Source organism: Sorangium sp. So ce590, from assembly GCF_051521365.1.
Classification (GTDB): domain Bacteria; phylum Myxococcota_A; class Polyangia; order Polyangiales; family Polyangiaceae; genus Sorangium.
Genome location: NZ_CP150346.1, coordinates 8,438,158 through 8,453,515, shown reverse-complemented (window position 1 = coordinate 8,453,515; position 15,358 = coordinate 8,438,158). Strand labels below are relative to the sequence as shown.

The 15,358-nt window shown below is 66.5% G+C and carries 11 protein-coding genes and 3 pseudogenes; 5 read left to right on the top strand and 9 right to left on the bottom strand.

Annotated elements, in window-relative coordinates; genetic code table 11:
* Positions 1 to 88 precede the first annotated feature (88 nt).
* Positions 89 to 853 (bottom strand): amidohydrolase family protein, encoded by a 765-nt coding sequence (locus tag WMF28_RS31920; RefSeq protein ID WP_437597179.1) that lies wholly within the window; start codon positions 851 to 853, stop codon positions 89 to 91.
* 155 nt (positions 854 to 1,008) lie between these two features.
* Here WMF28_RS31920 and WMF28_RS31915 point away from each other — a divergent pair, with 155 nt between their 5' ends.
* On the top strand, positions 1,009 to 1,239 hold the full coding sequence (locus WMF28_RS31915; RefSeq protein WP_437597178.1) for a hypothetical protein: 231 nt from the start codon (positions 1,009 to 1,011) through the stop codon (positions 1,237 to 1,239).
* Between the two features lie 305 nt (positions 1,240 to 1,544).
* Here WMF28_RS31915 and WMF28_RS31910 read toward each other — a convergent pair whose 3' ends face one another.
* The 3 genes from WMF28_RS31910 to WMF28_RS31900 form a co-directional block, all read right to left on the bottom strand.
* On the bottom strand, positions 1,545 to 3,080 hold the full coding sequence (locus tag WMF28_RS31910) for an FAD-binding oxidoreductase (RefSeq protein ID WP_437597177.1): 1,536 nt from the start codon (positions 3,078 to 3,080) through the stop codon (positions 1,545 to 1,547).
* A gap of 27 nt (positions 3,081 to 3,107) precedes the next feature.
* Positions 3,108 to 3,716: a lactonase family protein gene (locus tag WMF28_RS31905; RefSeq protein ID WP_437597176.1), complete on the bottom strand. Its 609-nt coding sequence runs from the start codon at positions 3,714 to 3,716 to the stop codon at positions 3,108 to 3,110.
* Between the two features lie 337 nt (positions 3,717 to 4,053).
* Positions 4,054 to 4,374 carry a hypothetical protein gene (locus WMF28_RS31900; protein ID WP_437597175.1) on the bottom strand — a complete coding sequence of 107 codons (321 nt, stop codon included), beginning with the start codon at positions 4,372 to 4,374 and terminating at the stop codon, positions 4,054 to 4,056.
* Between the two features lie 1,946 nt (positions 4,375 to 6,320).
* Between WMF28_RS31900 and WMF28_RS31895 the strand changes: the two genes are divergently transcribed.
* Positions 6,321 to 9,389, top strand: coding sequence for a hypothetical protein (locus WMF28_RS31895; protein ID WP_437597174.1), 3,069 nt, complete (start codon positions 6,321 to 6,323; stop codon positions 9,387 to 9,389).
* A gap of 206 nt (positions 9,390 to 9,595) precedes the next feature.
* Here WMF28_RS31895 and WMF28_RS31890 read toward each other — a convergent pair whose 3' ends face one another.
* Together WMF28_RS31890 and WMF28_RS31885 are read right to left on the bottom strand one after the other, a co-directional pair.
* A complete protein-coding gene (locus WMF28_RS31890; RefSeq protein ID WP_437597173.1) occupies positions 9,596 to 10,936 on the bottom strand; it encodes a hypothetical protein in 1,341 nt (446 codons plus the stop codon).
* Between the two features lie 528 nt (positions 10,937 to 11,464).
* A pseudogene (locus tag WMF28_RS31885) lies at positions 11,465 to 11,593 on the bottom strand (AIR synthase related protein); the annotation flags it as partial.
* 19 nt (positions 11,594 to 11,612) lie between these two features.
* On the opposite strand from WMF28_RS31885, the pseudogene WMF28_RS31880 reads away from it, so the two are divergent.
* Positions 11,613 to 11,918 (top strand): annotated as a pseudogene (locus WMF28_RS31880) (PEP-utilizing enzyme); the annotation flags it as partial.
* Positions 11,919 to 12,456: 538 nt separating this feature from the next.
* On the opposite strand, the gene WMF28_RS31875 reads toward WMF28_RS31880, so the two are convergent.
* Together WMF28_RS31875 and WMF28_RS31870 are read right to left on the bottom strand one after the other, a co-directional pair.
* Positions 12,457 to 13,689 carry a trypsin-like serine protease gene (locus WMF28_RS31875; RefSeq protein WP_437597172.1) on the bottom strand — a complete coding sequence of 411 codons (1,233 nt, stop codon included), beginning with the start codon at positions 13,687 to 13,689 and terminating at the stop codon, positions 12,457 to 12,459.
* A 248-nt stretch (positions 13,690 to 13,937) separates the two neighbouring features.
* Positions 13,938 to 14,069 (bottom strand): hypothetical protein, encoded by a 132-nt coding sequence (locus WMF28_RS31870; RefSeq protein ID WP_437597171.1) that lies wholly within the window; start codon positions 14,067 to 14,069, stop codon positions 13,938 to 13,940.
* Positions 14,070 to 14,095: 26 nt separating this feature from the next.
* On the opposite strand from WMF28_RS31870, the pseudogene WMF28_RS31865 reads away from it, so the two are divergent.
* Positions 14,096 to 14,338: pseudogene (locus WMF28_RS31865) on the top strand (trehalose-phosphatase); the annotation flags it as partial.
* A gap of 298 nt (positions 14,339 to 14,636) precedes the next feature.
* Entirely contained in the window at positions 14,637 to 14,966 is a 330-nt protein-coding gene (locus WMF28_RS31860; protein WP_437597170.1) for a YciI family protein, read from the top strand.
* 12 nt (positions 14,967 to 14,978) lie between these two features.
* Here WMF28_RS31860 and WMF28_RS31855 read toward each other — a convergent pair whose 3' ends face one another.
* Entirely contained in the window at positions 14,979 to 15,197 is a 219-nt protein-coding gene (locus tag WMF28_RS31855; protein ID WP_437597169.1) for a hypothetical protein, read from the bottom strand.
* Positions 15,198 to 15,358 lie beyond the last annotated feature (161 nt).

Below are 15,358 nucleotides of genomic sequence, written 5' to 3'. Positions count from 1 at the left end.
AACGGCGCCCGGGTCGCCCTCGCGGGGCGCTGCACACAGCGCAGCCGCTTCTCGGTGAACTGCTCGCTCGACTCGTTGGCGCCGAGCGTCACGGGTGTGCCGCGGGCCGAGCGGGATCTGCAGGCCAGAGCAGGCGGCGGGCGTTGTCGCGGTAGATCTTCTGCAGCACGGGCGCGGGCAGGTGGATGCCGTAGATCCTCCAGAACCCCTGGCGGCCGTTCGCGGCCTCGGTGCTGAAGTAGTCGTCCTCGGTCTCGAGGAAGCGCGCGTAGACCTCGTAGCCTGCGGTGTTGGCGCTCTTGAGGTCGGTGCCGAAGAGCACGCGGTCCTGGTAGCGCACGAAGAAGCGGCGCGCCGCGCGCGGCTGCCGGCCCAGCTCGCTGGCGCTGGCCGACATGTCGACGTGGAGATTGGGGAAGCGCTCGAGCCAGCCCGCGAGCTGCTTCAGGTCTTCGGACGAGCTGCCCATGTGCGCGCCCACGAAGGTGACGTCGGGGTGGCGCTCGAGCACGCGGTTGCGCTCCTCGAAGAGCTGCGCGCGCGTGGGAAAGCGCGTCCGGTCTGCGAACGACCAGCTCGGGTACTCGTGCAGCTCGTGCCAGCGCTCGTTCTTCGCGCCCAGCGGGACGAAGAACGCCGCCGGGTCGGCCACGTGCCAGAGCACGGGCCGGCGGTAGCGCGCGCACGCGCGCCAGACTGGCTGGAGCTCCGGGCTGTCGAGCGCGACGCGCCGGCCCTCGGGCGTGCGCACCGTGAGCCCGAGCTCCTTGAAGATCTTGAGCCCCTTGGCGCCGGCCTCGAAGTCGGCTGCGAGCTGCGCGGCCACGCGCTCGCCCCAGCCCGGAGCGCCCACGAGCGTGAGGTCGAGGTTGGCATAGGTCAGGAAGCGCCCTGGATACGCGCGGTCGAAGCGCTCGAGCTCGCGCTCCAGGCGTTTGCTATGACCGGACCGCTCGTGCCGAGTCGGGCCGTGAGACGGTCTATGCCATCTCCTCGACGACCGAGTGCATGGTGGTCGCAAAGCTCGAGAACCTCGCGACGGACCTGGACCTGCTGCTGCTGTCCGCCTGCGACCCCATCCGGTCGAACGAGATGGCTTCCTCGACCCCGCTGGATCTACAGACCGTCGAGACCGTGAGCTGGACGAGCGCGCCAGGCCAGACATCCTACCTGGTGGTGGACGGCTACGCCGGGGCCGAAGGCAGCTACACCATCTCGGTCGACTGCACGTGTCGATGATTTGACCGCTCCAATCGCGCCGGTCCTGCCCATCGCGCAGCGGTCAGCGAAGCGCTCCTCGGCCAGCGGGAGGGCGCTCCCCCGGCGGCCGCATCGCCACGCACCGGCGAGACCTGCTTCTCTGCGCTCATCTTGCGGATGCAATGGCCGAGGGCAGCCCGAAGGTTCTGCTGGGTGGTGATCTGCGAGAGGTCGAGCCCCAGCGCGACCATCTCCCGAGTACCCCCTCGATCTCGCCGGCGTCCCCCCGGAACGGCACGACCCAGCTCTCCCAGTGATAGCCGTGCACCTCCTCGTACGAGTCCTCAGGGAGAGTGAGTCGGGATGCTCTGGGCGAAACGGAAGACGTTCTGCGGGTCGTATTTCCGCTTCACGGCGACGAGCCGCGCCAAGTTGCTCCCGTAGTAGGCGGTCGGCCAATCCTTCTGGTCGGCGTCGATGTAGTTCGGCACGGCGAACCTGGACGCGTACGGCCGCAGCTTGTCACCGAACGCCGTCATCCAGGCCATGGCGTCGTCATGATTCGTGCTCGCGTCACCCTCGAGGTAGATTTGCATGCTGAACATCGTCTTCCTGTGGACGAACGCCGTCGCGTCCGGGGCCACGGCGCCGATCGCGCCGCCGTAGGTGTTGACGATGAGGTCGGGGCCGAGCCCCGTCCCGGCCAGCGACTCGACGATCATGTCGACCCCTTCCGAGGAGAGCGGGGCGTCCAGGTACACCGACTTGGCCTTGAACCAGACCGGTTCGATCACGAGGCGCTCGGGCGAGAGCACCTTCGGGTCGGTCGTCGGGAGGCCGGCGAAGAAGAGCACCGACTGGATGAAGGGCATCTCTTCGACGAAGAGCGTCTTCGCGCCGGGCACCGTCGCGAGCAGGGGCGCGGCGGCCGCGGCGGCGGCCGACGCGGCGCCGATGTACAAACCTTTGACGGATACGCCGCTGGAGCTCACCACCATCATGGCGTTCGCCTCCGGCGGGAGAGCCGGCGACCAGCGCTGATAGGCCGTCATGACGGCCTTGATCGCCTCGCGCGGCCACTTGTAGCGGAACACCGCGACCGTATCCGGGAGCTGGTGTAGCTGAAGCGTGAACGACACCACGATGCCGAACGAGCCGCCGCCGCCGCGCAGGGCCCAGTAGAGATCGGGGTTGTTGATGCTGTCGGCGCTCAGGACCTCTCCTTCCGCGTCCACGACCGTCATGCTCAGGACATTGTCCGCGACCAGGCCGAACTTGCGGGAGATCAAGCTATAGCCGCCGCCGAGGCTCTGGCCAGCCAGGCCGACGCTCGGGTAGCTGCCCGCCACGAACGCCAGCTGCGCCTGCTGCCACACGGCGTGATAAAGCGGGCCCAGGCGCCACCCGGCGCCCACCGTCGCCGTCTTTCGGTCCTTGTCGATGGCGAGGTCGGTCATGCCGGCAAGATCGATGATCATGCCGCCGTCCTTGCCAAGCGAGTAGCCCTCGTAGCTGTGGCCGCCGGAGCGAACCGCGATGCTCAGGCCGAGGCGACGGGAGCACCTGACCGCGGCCTGGACCTGCGGGACGTTCACGGGGTGGACGATCACGCCCGGAAGGACCTGGATACGGAGGTTGAAGCCACGGCGGTCGCGCTCGTAGCCCGCCGAGCTCGGAAAGACCGTCCTGGGTGCGGCCGGGGCGAGGCATCGCGCGATGGCATCTTGCGTCGGCGCCGGCGCGTCTGGCGCCCGGTCCACGGGCGAGATCAAGTCGGCGGCCGCCGGCGGCCGGCAAGCGCTGGCCAGGACGACGGTCGCCCACAGCAGGAAGCACTGCAGGCGGCGAGGCCATTGAACCCTCGGATGGCGCGCGATCATGAGGTAGCTCCTCCCGGAGGTCGATCTCTATCGTGGCGCCGGCTCGCGGTGGGCCGGGAAGCGGAACAAACCGACATACGTGGCGCCCGGCGCCTGCGCCTTGACGCCGAGCGGCGCGGGCTTGCCGTCGGCCCCGATACGGAATGCGACGAGCTGGCCGGAGCCCTGGTTGGCGGCATAGAGGAGATGGCCGTCTGGCGACAGCGCGAAGCTGCGCGGATTGTGCGGGCCGCCGCCGTGCCCTGACGGCACATCGGCGAGCGGCGAGAGCTTCCCGGACGAAGCGTCGACCGAGAAGACGGCGATGCTATCGCGCCCGCGATTGGAACCGTAGACGAACCTGCCGGTCGGGTGCACGGCGATCTCGGCCCCGGTGTTTCGTCCCGAGTACCCCTCGGGCAGCGTCGAGGCCGTCGCGATGGGCGTCAGCCGGCCCGAGGCTCGATCGAACCGAAACGACGTGATCGTGCTCGCGGTCTCGTTGATCCCGAAGGCGACCGCGCCCTGCGGATGAAACGCGAGGTGCCGCGGACCGGAGTTTGCCGGGAGGCCCGCGCTCGGGACCGCGTTGGGCTCGAGCAGACCCTGGATGCTGTCGAACGCATGCTGCCACCGCTCCTGAACGCTGGCGCGCATGATCAGGAGCGAGCCGCGGCATCTCGCAGTCCGGGTAAGAGATGCCTGAGTGATCGTACGCCGCCCCGCACGAGGCGGTTCGACGTGAATGCATCCGGTCGTCCCACGATAGATTCCGCTCCGGCACGTCGAACATGGTCGTTGGATCAGCGACAAATCGCTCCAGGTACTGAACGTCCAGGTCTTCCGGCATGGGTCCCTGCGGTCGATACAGCGTAGGAGTGTTCCCTCGCTCGCCCGACGTTTGGTTGTTCAGCTGCGGCCCGCCCCAGCGTAGCTCGGATGAGAGGCTGATGGCGTTCGCGGCGCGCGCTCTCGTCGCTCGCGACGGGGTAGCTCAGGGGACGGCCATCTTGCGAAGGCGACCTAGAGAACGAGAGCACAGGAGGGCCATGGTGCCGAACCCAATAAAACAGACACCAACATCAGACCAGTTGTTGAGGTCGAATGCAGCGACTTGCACAAGCAAGAGATACGCGAAGGCGAGGTTGACCAGCGCCCAGGCAACGTTCACCGTCGGCGACGACAGCCCCTTGAAGGGCGGAGATGCGAATGGGCTCTGCAACGGTAGGCCGGACACGCCCGCGATCAGGTGAGGGAGCGCATTGGCGAAGATCGCCCCACCGAAGAAGTGCGCGGGATAGACATACCACGGCATGATAATCTCCTCGAGCTGTTCGAGCGGGGACTGCTATCGCGCCAAGAAAGTACCTTGTGGCGGCTTTCACATGCAAGGAGGAAGAGAAGGCCACCTCGGACAGCCGCGTGGCGAAGCCGTCCTCGCCAGCGGCTGGTTCGGCGGAGCATCGCGCCCACAGACCAGCGCGCTCCCGGTCAGGACGAGAGCCCCAGCACATGCGCGGCCCGCTCGGGATCCAGCCGGAAAGGGCTCTCTTCGCCTTCGAAGAAGCGATGATCGCGGATCAGGTGCACCAGCAGACCGGAGCCTCGCAGGAACCGCCTCCTCGAACTGGTCGGTCGCACGTGCGATGCGATCCTCGGACGCCCGCAGGGCCTCCGCGAGGAGGCGATCCAGCGCGTCCGCGATCTGCGCGTGACCAAGCCCGAGCCGCTGCAGCGTCTCGGCGTCCCGGGCCATGACGTCGCGCAGGACCTCCGCCTCTCCCAGAAAACCGCAGCGCGACCAGCCGCCCGGCCGCATCCGCTCCTCGACCCAGGCCTCGGTCGGGCTCGCGGTGCAGTGGGGGCACGCATAGCCGGTCAGCTTCTCGTCCTCGATGACGGCATCGAAGTATGCGACGTCGTGCCCGCACGATGCGCACCGCCGCACAGTATCGGCGGATTCGCCGCGCTCGAAGGCTGTCCGCTCTGCAAACGATCCGGGCATAGTAGGCAGTGGAACTTTCACCCGTGTCAAGCGACGGGTGGGGACGCCGGAATGGGCGCCCTCCACCCCAAGGCCACGCGCGAGCGACGCCGGCGGAGCACCGTGCGCAGAGCGCGGGCTTGCGCTGAGGCCGTGGCGAGCAAGTGTGCGGCGCAGCCGTGCACGCATCGAGTACCGGCCGTCAGATCCAAGCCCATGTTGGGCGGATAGGACAAGCAAACGCGTTCCGCAAAGTCGAGATTCTCGGAGCCGTTCCTGACTCGTGCAGTCCGACGATACGAGCTCATTGCAGAACGGGCCTTATGCGATCAGGCAGGTCTTCCACGCCTGAAACGCCTGGGATTACCGCGACGTAGCACCAAGCGGAAGGCATCCTACCGTATAGCTGTACCCTACTGGCTCGGCCTGGTGCCAGCACCGGAGGGGAGAGAAAGGTCGCGCCGATGGTAGCAAGCCGCATTGACGAGGCGCCCGGATAGGACAGGTGCGGAGATCCGCGGAGACCGAACCGTCCTGTCCTTGGCCGGCACTGTCGGAGATGGAGGCCGAGGTGGCACAGGACCGGAGCAGGCGAGAACCAGCACCAGCCGGCCGAAAGCGAGCCAGGCGATGATGAGGATAGCCCGCGCAAAGCCATTCCGACCTGTCAAGAATTGGCCGCCAACGACCAGCAGTTGACATAACGTACAAAAAACACGGATCCACTGATCCGCCTACAAAAGCCAACAGATCCAACGAGTTCACTCGACTGTGCAATATTGTCTACACTACGCTGGCGCAGGAGATGGGCGTAGGGAGTGCGCTCGATCACGGCAGCCTCGTTGTCGGCAAGTGGGGCATGCTAGGCGAACTCGTAGGACCGATTCCATAGCTGCAACCTGTGCGACACATGCACGGCACTACGTACAGCGCGCACCCCCACGCCTATCCGGGCGCTCACTCGCGATACGTGCCGACATTGATCGACAACTTCCGCATCCAACGATGAATCTGCACGCGAGATTTGCCCATGTCGCACGCCACGCGCATTGTGGGGGTTGCGTTACGTATGCGGGAGATGTTACGGCTGGGCTTGCGTCATTCTGAATTTTTCGTGGATGAGCAGCCCCGAATGCCTCTCCTGGAGCTCTTGGGTGGTAAAGCAGCAATCACGCCGACTCCTGCCTGATCGCGACAGGCACGGGACTTGCCGTGCGCCGCCCCCCCACGGGGGACCACCCCTTGAGCCTTCACCTCTTCACTCGTAACAGGAGCCAATGAGAACCAGACACACGGTCGTGCTTCCCCTCGTATGCTTCGGTGTCATCATCGCTGCCAGTTGCGGCGATACGGCGCCCCCGCCCATCAGCCCCCCGCCCGACGAAGCGCTGCCGGCGGGAACGAACATCTCGGGAGGCGACACGACAGAAGCCCTCGACGCCATCGCCGCCAATTGGCAGCCCTCGCTCGACCCCGATTACAACAACCTGACCCCACGGCCGGGTGTCGAACCCGCGACGAAGGCGCAAACGGACGACGTGACCGTCACGGCCACCGAGCTCGTCTTCCCGAGAGCGACGCACCCGGAAGTTCTCACCTGGAAGCCCGGGCGCATCGTCGTCGCGGGACCGGGTGCAGGCGCAGGGAAGAACCCCATGGGCTTTGCTCGGCGCGTCGTGAGCGTCGCCGAGCAGGGAGCGAACATCGTCGTCACGACGGAAGTCCCCGTCCTTCAAGAGCTCTTCGAGGGCGACGTGCAGATGACGTTCGACCCCGCCAAAGCTCAGGAAGTCGACTTGACCAAGCTCGACCTGGAGTGGGCCGCCGAGAATCTGTACGCCAATGTCGACTTTTCCAGCGAAAGCCCCGGAGTTCTCACCGACAGCTTCCCCCTCGATGCAGGCGACGTCGGTGAGGACGGCATATCGCTGCCTCCGGCAATGCCTGGCGATCCGGGCTTCGGCTGGCTCGCCAAAGCCGTGAAGAGCGGCGTCAGCGCCGTCGGGGGCGCCATTGGCGGAGCGGCGAAGGCCATCGCGAGCGCGTCGAACACCGTTTGGCAAACCGTGACAGCGAAGAGCTTCGACGGCAGCGTTCCGCTGGACAAGGAAATCAGCAAGTCGGTTTCACAAGACTTTCTCGACCTCGACTACAAGAAGACCTTCAACCCCTCGGGCAAGTTGCCGCTGGAGCTAGGCATCAAGGGCAACGCAATCGTCAGCGGCACGCTGGCCTTCAACCCGAAAGTGCAGGTCGGCTTCACCGTTCCGGGGCTGGGATCCATCGGAGGGGACAAGCCGTTTGCCTTGTGGATCAACGCCGACAGTTACTTGCGCGCATCGGAGAAGATCGATCTCGCGTTCAAGGCTACCATCGAGTCGGCCGGAGGCAAGTCGGGGGTCGACTTGGAAAACCTCTTCAAGGAAGCGCCCACGACCCGTGCCGAAGTCGAAACGCACACCAAAGAATTCTTCCTGGGCCATCCGGATCTCAAGCCGGGCACGGCCTGGACGAAGACGATCTTCATCTCCAAGCCAATGACACAAACGGTTGCCGCCGGCCCCGTGCCGGTGGTCTTCACCGAAACGTTCCAGCTCGACCTCGAGTGCGGCCTCCAAGCGCAGGCGAACATCACCGCGGTGCTCGAAACAGAGCAATCGCTGACGTTCAAATACTCGGCACGTTATGAGAACGGAGCCGTCACGAGCTCGAAGCCGGACGTCAAATTGGGCAACAGGTTCAACATTCAAGTGCTCGCCGGTGGCTCGCTTGTCGCCACGTGCGGGCTCATTCCCCGCATCAATGCGTTCATCTATGACACCATTGGGTTGAACGCGGGGCTCCGGGCGTCGATCATCGGGCGAGCATCGTATACGACTTCCTGCGAAAACGCCGCGACGACCTGGAAGCCCGAAGGGGAAGTGAATCTCGGCCTTTCGGCCGGCCTCGGCCTCAAGGTCGGAGCGCGCGGACAGGTCCCGGGCTCGAGCTTCCTTGGCACATCCGGAACCGCGCTTGGGGCGACGTGGTATCCGCCCGAGCTCTTCACAAAAGAATTTCCGTTGTATGAAGACAAGTGGAGCGTACTGGGACTCGGTTACTGCACGCCCACGTGCACCAACGCGGCGCAGGACGCCCTCGAAACGGACGCCGATTGCGGCGGAGGTCAATGCAATGGTTGTGCGGAAGGCGAAGGGTGCTCGAAGAACAGCGATTGCGCGGTCGGTTTCTGCGCGGCCGGGAAGTGCTCGAATACGGATCATTGCCAGGATGGGATCATCGACGGGGACGAGACCGCCACGGATTGCGGCGGAGCGCTCTGTGACAAGTGCTCCCTTGGGCGGGCGTGTTTGACGCCGAGCGATTGCAAGAGCGGCTTGTGCAAAGCGTTGCCGGGAAGCGGCTCCAGCCTTGGATTCTGCGTGGCCGATCCCTGCGAGGACAACACGAAGAACAACGGCGAATGCGGGGCCGACTGCGGCGGCGGTTGCAATGCCTGCGCGCTGGGCGCGTATTGCAACATCGACGCGGAATGCGCGACCGGCGCCAGTAACGGTTATCGATGCGTCGATGAGACGTGCAAGGACCTGAAGCGCTCGCCTGGCGAGTCGGACATCGATTGCGGTGCCGCCTGCTTCATCGGCTGCGCACAGGGTCAGAGGTGCTTTCAGGACGCTGATTGCGCCGATGGAAGTTGCATTGCGGGCATCTGCGACAACCAGTGGCTCTCGAGCTGTGCGGAGCGCCGAGCAGCGGATCCGGCAGCCGCCGACGGCGATTACACGCTCTACGTCGGCGGCGATCCTCAAAAGCCCTGGACGGCATATTGCCATGACATGGCGGGCACGCCCAGGACCTACCTCTCGCTCGTCAACACGACGAACGCGAACTATTCGCAATACACCGCCGGAGGGGCTTCTCCCGGGACCGACGTGCGGACGAGCTTCACGAAGGTGCGGATCGATCCGGCGACGCTTCAGGTGGACCCCAACGACCTGACGTTCTCCACATCGACCGGCAGTTTGGACCACTCCGATGCAATCCTCACTTCCGTACCCTATGGGTCCGCTGTCGACTGCTTGGCCCGGGAGAGCAGCTCCGGCGTCGGAAACGTCGATCTCACAGGGATCCCATTCGTCGTCGCCCCCGACCAGTTTACCGTGGCTGGCTTCATGCCGAGCGGCAATACCACGTATGGTGCAGGTGGGCGCACGGTGCACCTCACGGGCGGCGGCCATTGCGGCTGGAATACGGTCACAGGCGGCAACCCGATCGAGGTCGTCCCACCGCTCCAGCTCGTGTATGCGCTCGTCACCCCCGCCACGTCGTTCAAAGACGCCAGATAATGTAGGAACAACCTGAGCGACGCCGAAGGGTGGGGCGCTAGATAGCCGATCCCGAATCGGCAACGGGCGAGCTTGGCACCGGCCGTAGGCTCGCGGGCGACCCCGGATACGAGGGCCCCCGCTGAGCGTCGACCCCGCGGGAGGCCCTCGGGCGCCTTATCCGCCAGCGGTCGAGTCGAAGCGCTGGACATGCCTGTGCCAACACCTCATCGCCGCGAGCTCACGGCGGCCGCACGCTTCTTGAAGCGCGACCTCAGCACCGCGAACGCCAATGCACCTGCCACCACGAGGCCCACGCCGACAACCATCGCGTTCGAGGGCGACCCACCGTCGGGCGACGTCGATGTAGGCGCCGATTCCACCAGGCGAATGGCCAGATCATCAAATACTGCTGCGGCCTCCCCCCGATTGGTGATTTGCACGTAATAACGCTCCTGCGGCAGCTCCAACGACGCCTCGAATCGACCACCCGCACGCGTGAATGCTGCCCGTGCCCCGAGCGCCGTTGCCTCGTCGACCAGCTCTCCGGCCCGAACGACGGCCTCCAAGTCGCGCTCGGCGCCCGCGGCGACGCGGAGCGAAAGGATCGCCTTTCCGGTTGCCGGCGATTGCCCACGGAATTGCAGGACCGACCGCGGCAGCGGCGCGTCCGGCACATCACGCCGCCCGGGAACCCAAAACCCATCCGCATGGGCGCGCGTCATCGCCCCAAAGTTCAGTTCGAGCACCCGCTCTTCCAGCAAAAGCCCATGCTCCTCCGCTGCGCGCTGCCACATCGCGGCAAGCGCCGGGGCCATCGATTGCAGCTCCACGACCAGCCCGCGAGCCCAAGGACCAAGCGCTTTCGGAGGCGACGCCGTGTGGACGAGGTAGCGCGTGAGCCCCTCGACGAAACGGTCCTTTCCCTCCGTGTACACGCCCCACAATGCGCTCGAAAGCGCCAATGAATCGTTATGGGCGGCGCCGGTACGGGCTTCCGGGAAAACAACCTTTACACGAAGAGATCGAGCGGCCTCCGTTGAAAATGCCGAACGCTCTCCCCAGACCGGATCGCCGCTTTTGACGGCCGCGTAGAAATCGGCGAGGGCTTCTTTGATGATCGCAGGGTCGTCCGAGCTGCCTGCGGCGTCGAGGGTCCAGCGGCTTTCGCCCAGCATCGGATGCATCCAGACGTGTGCAAGCTCGTGCGTCACCACGTCCGGATCGGCGCAAAGCTGCGAGCCGCGCACGCCGAACAGAATGGCTCCTCGCCCGTCGCAGAGCGACGAATCACGAAGCGACCCATTGCAACCGCCCCATTCATCGGCGGACGTGATGCTGCGCGCGTTCGCTTCGGCAAGGTTCGCAATGAGCAGAATATCCGCATGCCGAGCGGCGTTTCCGAAGCCAAGGCCTGCGAAAAATGCATTCGCGCTGCGAGCATGCGTATCCAATGGTTCGAGCGCCTCGACGGCCGCAGCGGGCAGCGAAGGGTCGTTCTTCTTGACGAAGGACGTGCAGGGTGCTTGTTCGGTGCGGACGCACCACCGAAGGTCGAGCTGGGTCACGGTTGGTCGGCTTGTTGCAGAGAGGTGAGCGAGGGCTTTCTCCTAGTATACGCGGCACGCCGCCACGCATCAAACGGCTTCGGCCACAAAAGTTCGCTTTGGTTGGGGTCGGAGCAGCCGGTTCCTGTACACCGGGCAGTACTGCAGGTTTGTTGACCATGATCCCCAATGAATCGGAATGATTTTACCCGCACCGGCTCCTGACGATGCAGCGAAATCGGCTACGTGGAGATCCTGCCCGTCGGGCGCACGCAAACGGGGGACGGGTCCCAGCAGGTCATCCAGGTGCACGTGCACCTTCCAGTCGTTGGGGACCAAGCCGACCCCGGTCATGATGTCCCGGAAGGTCACGTCAGCCTTTGACTGCAGAGCCAAGGACAAGCTCGGGGCTCACGTGCTGGCCGGCGTACGGCTCGAAAAGAGCGTCAAGGCGCGCATGAAGGTGCGGCCCTCGAAGCACGTTGCTCGGACGCCGGACGCATACTGACTCTTTTCAAAAGGATGGCCCGCTGTGGATCGCGATGTGAAGGGCACCACGCCGATGCCGGCGGTGTTGATGAACAGCCCATCGCCCTTGCCCCGGTCGACAACCTTGGTGTCGCCCGTCACGAGCTCGACCCCGCACGCCTCCGCAGCGGCGCGCATCGACAGCGCGATCTGCTGGAGCTCGCCGATGTCCGGCGTCGTGCGCGTGCTCCGCGCGTCGGCGGAGGGGCAGCGGCTCAAGGCCGGCGAGGTCCTCGTGGCGCCCATGACGTCGCCCGACTGGGTGCCAACCATCCGCCGCGCGGCGACCCTCGTGACGGACAGCGGCGGGATGACCTGCCACGCCGCGATCGTCAGCCGCGAGCTCCGCATCCCGTGTGTCGTGGGCACGCGGTCCGCCACGCGGACCCTGCGGGACGGCGAGCTCGTCACCGTCGACGGCGCGCACGGCAAGGTCCTCGAGGGGCAACGTGCCGCCGCGGAGGCGCCCGGGGCCATCACGATGCCCTCCAGCTCGTGGCGGAGGCTGCGCGCGGCCGTGGCCGCGTCGCCGTGCCCCTCGTACCCCCGTCGAGAATGACAACGTGCAAATGTGGATTGAGCCGCAGGTCGCCGGACGTGCGTTGCACGACGGTCACCGCGCCGCTCTTGGCCGCGCTGAGCGCGCCTCGGCGCACGGCGCGCCGGTCGTCGTCCTCGGCGGAGAAGACGTCGGTGGGACGAAGTCGGTGAGGGCTCGGCGGCGAGGCGGAGATCCTCGCAAGGGGAGCGGGCGGGCGCAAGGGGCGCCGGAACGACGATTTCGGCGACGTCGGGGGCGTGAAGAGGGCGCGTGGCAGCGCCGCCAGGAGCCACGGATGGGAGGGCTGGCCTCCACGGGGCGCGCGGAAAACGCGAGCGACCCCGATGCAGGCGCAGCCGGTGAAGGCGCCGGGAGCGGCGGCGGGGGCGCTCGCCGGCCGATGGGGCGGGTGGCGCCGTCGCGCGCGGCTGCGCTACTTTTACTCCGGCCGCCCCGCCGGCGACCAGGTCCCTCAGAGCGATGAGTTCCAGATGATGAAATTGTGGACGTCCGTGGTGATCCGGCGCCCCATGTTCCAGGTCGTTCCTAGCCAGTTCGTATACGGCCTGCTGTGTATCGCGACGATATAGCGGTTACTGGCCGAGTCGAACCTGTACACGCCCGCGCCGCTCTGGCCCGATGTCGTGTCGATATCATACTCAACCAGGTCTCCGGCCGCTTCGAGGGGCCCATGCTCCCCCCAGATCTGCGGCCAGGTATTCGGATACCCGAACGGAGTGATGCTAGGATATCCATTGAGGTAACCTGAGGCCTGCTCGATGAAGGAGTCGCTGAAGACTCCGATACCGAGCCACCCCACCTGGTTCCCTGGCTGGTAGCCGCACGCCGGCATGATCTCCATGACGCCGTAGTCGAAGTCAAGCTCCTCCCATTCGTCGGCCGCCGTGAGATAGCCGCTCGGGACAGCCGGCTCGTAGCAGCCGCCCATCGGCGCGACGCCGCTGGGATCCGGGTAGAAGTAGCTGGCCTGGTACGGGAACGGGTTCGAGTCCTGGCTGTCCACGCCGGGGCTCCACTTGAACCCCCACACCATCGCTCCGCCCGAGACGAGGCAATGCGCCGCGGTGAGGATGGTCGTCGGGCCGATCACCGTCCCGGTGCACTTCGCTGCATTGCTAGGGTCCGTATTCCATTTGCTGTCCGTGATCAACACGGTGGCCGCGGCGGCGCCCGAAGTGTTGTCACGCATCCGATCTCGATCGTCCGTTCCTATGATCGCCTGCGACTGCAAGGTGCCCGGCGTGAGGTCCACCCCTGGCGGCGCGGCCTTCCCGCTGCCCGGCGGTGACCGCAGCTCCTTCCCTCGCGCCGCGATGACCGCATCAGCGATCTGGTAAGCCGGGCCATCCAAGATGTACTCATAGCCGTTGATCGCGGTCACCGGCCGGAGCGCCTCGGCGAGCTGCTCGCGTGTCATCCGCTCCGCGACGGGCACCCTGGGAGCGGCGTCGCGACGAGACGCGCCCCGGACCTTCGGCCCCGCGGCGAGGCTGTCGGCGTTCTTGGCAGGGCCGCGGCGCACGAAGCGCAGCCCCTTGCTGTTGACGAAGGAGAGCGGAGCCTCCCCCGCGGCGATGGAATCCTCGCTCCGTTGCTGCTCCTCCGGGTTGATGACCTCCGCGGTGCAGCCCATGACGAGCAGCGCAGCCGACGCCATCGTGATCGCGAACGTATGACGATGCATAAATTCTCCTATGACCTCGCACCTGGCCCGCGCCCGTGCTGGCGAGGCGCGCCCAAGCAACGGTCGTGCCTAGCGCGGCGTGGCCACTTCGCGCGGCGATATCGGCGTGTCGACACCGATTCGAATCCGAGTCGAGCGTCGCTGATTGCGGTGCTGGCGTGACATGTCACGGTGCTGGCGTGACATGTCACGTGACATGTCACGGTGCTGGCATGACATGTCACGGTGCTGGCATGACATGTCACGGCTCACCCCTGCGGGCGCCGGTCGGTGTGATCGTCGAAGTCGTTCGGATCGAGCGTCCCCGCCGAGCGCATCGCCTTGATCTCGTGGGCAGCGGCACGGAGCTCCGGGCGCTGTCCGAGCGCGATCGCGTCCACGTCGTGAGCGGCGCCGGCGCGCCGACATCGAGCGCTGGTTCGGGGCGCTGCCGCTCCACCTCCACGCCGAGCACGGCTTCTGGTCGCGCCTCAAGGCGTGCAACGACTGGGGCCCGCTCGCGTCGGACGCCGCCGCGTGGAAGGGCGAGATCCGGGGCCTCCTGGAGGACGTCACCCGGCGCACCCCGGGCAGCTTCATCGAGGAGAAGACGGTGACGCTCGCGTGGCACTACCGCGCGGCAGAGTCCGAGCTCGCCGGCGAGCACGCGCGTGAGCTGCGCGCCGCCTACGCCGCTGTCCTACGAGACCGACGGCGCTGCCCGGTCGACGTGCTCGTCGTTTGCGTCGACCACGCCCTCGCCTCCGCCCTGGCAGCCCCCGGCTTACCGGGGAGCGTGAACGCCCCCTCGCCGTCGTGGCAAGAGGGCGTTCGCCGTGAGCCGTCACCAAGGCATTGCCCGCCCCGGGGGTACGAAGGGCCAGGGTGGCGCATTCGGCTGGGGGCGGCCTCCATGAGCCCTCGAGATGGCCCTGGTCGCGGGCGGCCGGCGGCGACAGGATGGGCGCATGACCAAGTATCTCATCTCGTTCCCGAGCTGCGCGATGCAGATCGCCGACGAGGACCGGCCCCAGGTCTCCGCCGACGCGCACGCCGTCATCCGCGAGGCGAAGGGGGCGGGCGTGTACGTCTTCGGCGGCGGCATCGACGAGGACATCGCGCCCGTGCTGGTGACCGCCGACGGCACGATCTCGGCGGAGACGACGCACCTCGACGGCGGCTTCTGCGTGCTCGAGGTGCCCACGCGCGCTGAGGCCGAGCGCTGGGCGGCCCGGATCGCGGCCGCGTGCCGCACGCCGCAGGAGCTGCGGCAGTTCGGGTACGACCCGGAGTCGTGAGGCGGCTGCGCGTCAGCGCGCGCCCGCGGGGGCGCGCACCGCCGTCACGACGCTCATCTGCTTCCAGGCCTGGGTGGCCTTGCCGTTCGTGGGCGACAAGGCTCGGCCGATCGTCGACAGATCTTCGTCGCGCGCGACCTCGAACCCGTGCTCGGCGAGCAGGGCCCGCATCGCCTCGGGGCGAAAGGTCGAGCGCAGCGGCTCGCCGAGGCGGGCGGATAGGACAAGCAAACGCGTTCCGCAAAGTCAAGATTCTCGGAGCCGTTCCTGACTCGTGCAGTCCGACGATACGAGCTCATTGCAGAACGGGCCTTATGCGATCAGGCAGGTCTTCCACGCCTGAAACGCCTGGGATTACCGCGACGTAGCACAATGCGGAAGGCATCCTACCG

Excerpts from the sequence above, each read along its gene's own strand:
- WMF28_RS31915 (WP_437597178.1), top strand. The coding sequence starts at position 1,009 with ATGGTGGTCGCAAAGCTCGAGAACCTCGCGACGGACCTGGACCTGCTG.
- WMF28_RS31910 (WP_437597177.1), bottom strand. The coding sequence starts at position 3,080 with ATGATCGCGCGCCATCCGAGGGTTCAATGGCCTCGCCGCCTGCAGTGC.
- WMF28_RS31905 (WP_437597176.1), bottom strand. The coding sequence starts at position 3,716 with ATGCGCGCCAGCGTTCAGGAGCGGTGGCAGCATGCGTTCGACAGCATC.
- WMF28_RS31900 (WP_437597175.1), bottom strand. The coding sequence starts at position 4,374 with ATGCCGTGGTATGTCTATCCCGCGCACTTCTTCGGTGGGGCGATCTTC.
- WMF28_RS31895 (WP_437597174.1), top strand. The coding sequence starts at position 6,321 with ATGAGAACCAGACACACGGTCGTGCTTCCCCTCGTATGCTTCGGTGTC.
- WMF28_RS31875 (WP_437597172.1), bottom strand. The coding sequence starts at position 13,689 with ATGCATCGTCATACGTTCGCGATCACGATGGCGTCGGCTGCGCTGCTC.
- WMF28_RS31860 (WP_437597170.1), top strand. The coding sequence starts at position 14,637 with ATGACCAAGTATCTCATCTCGTTCCCGAGCTGCGCGATGCAGATCGCC.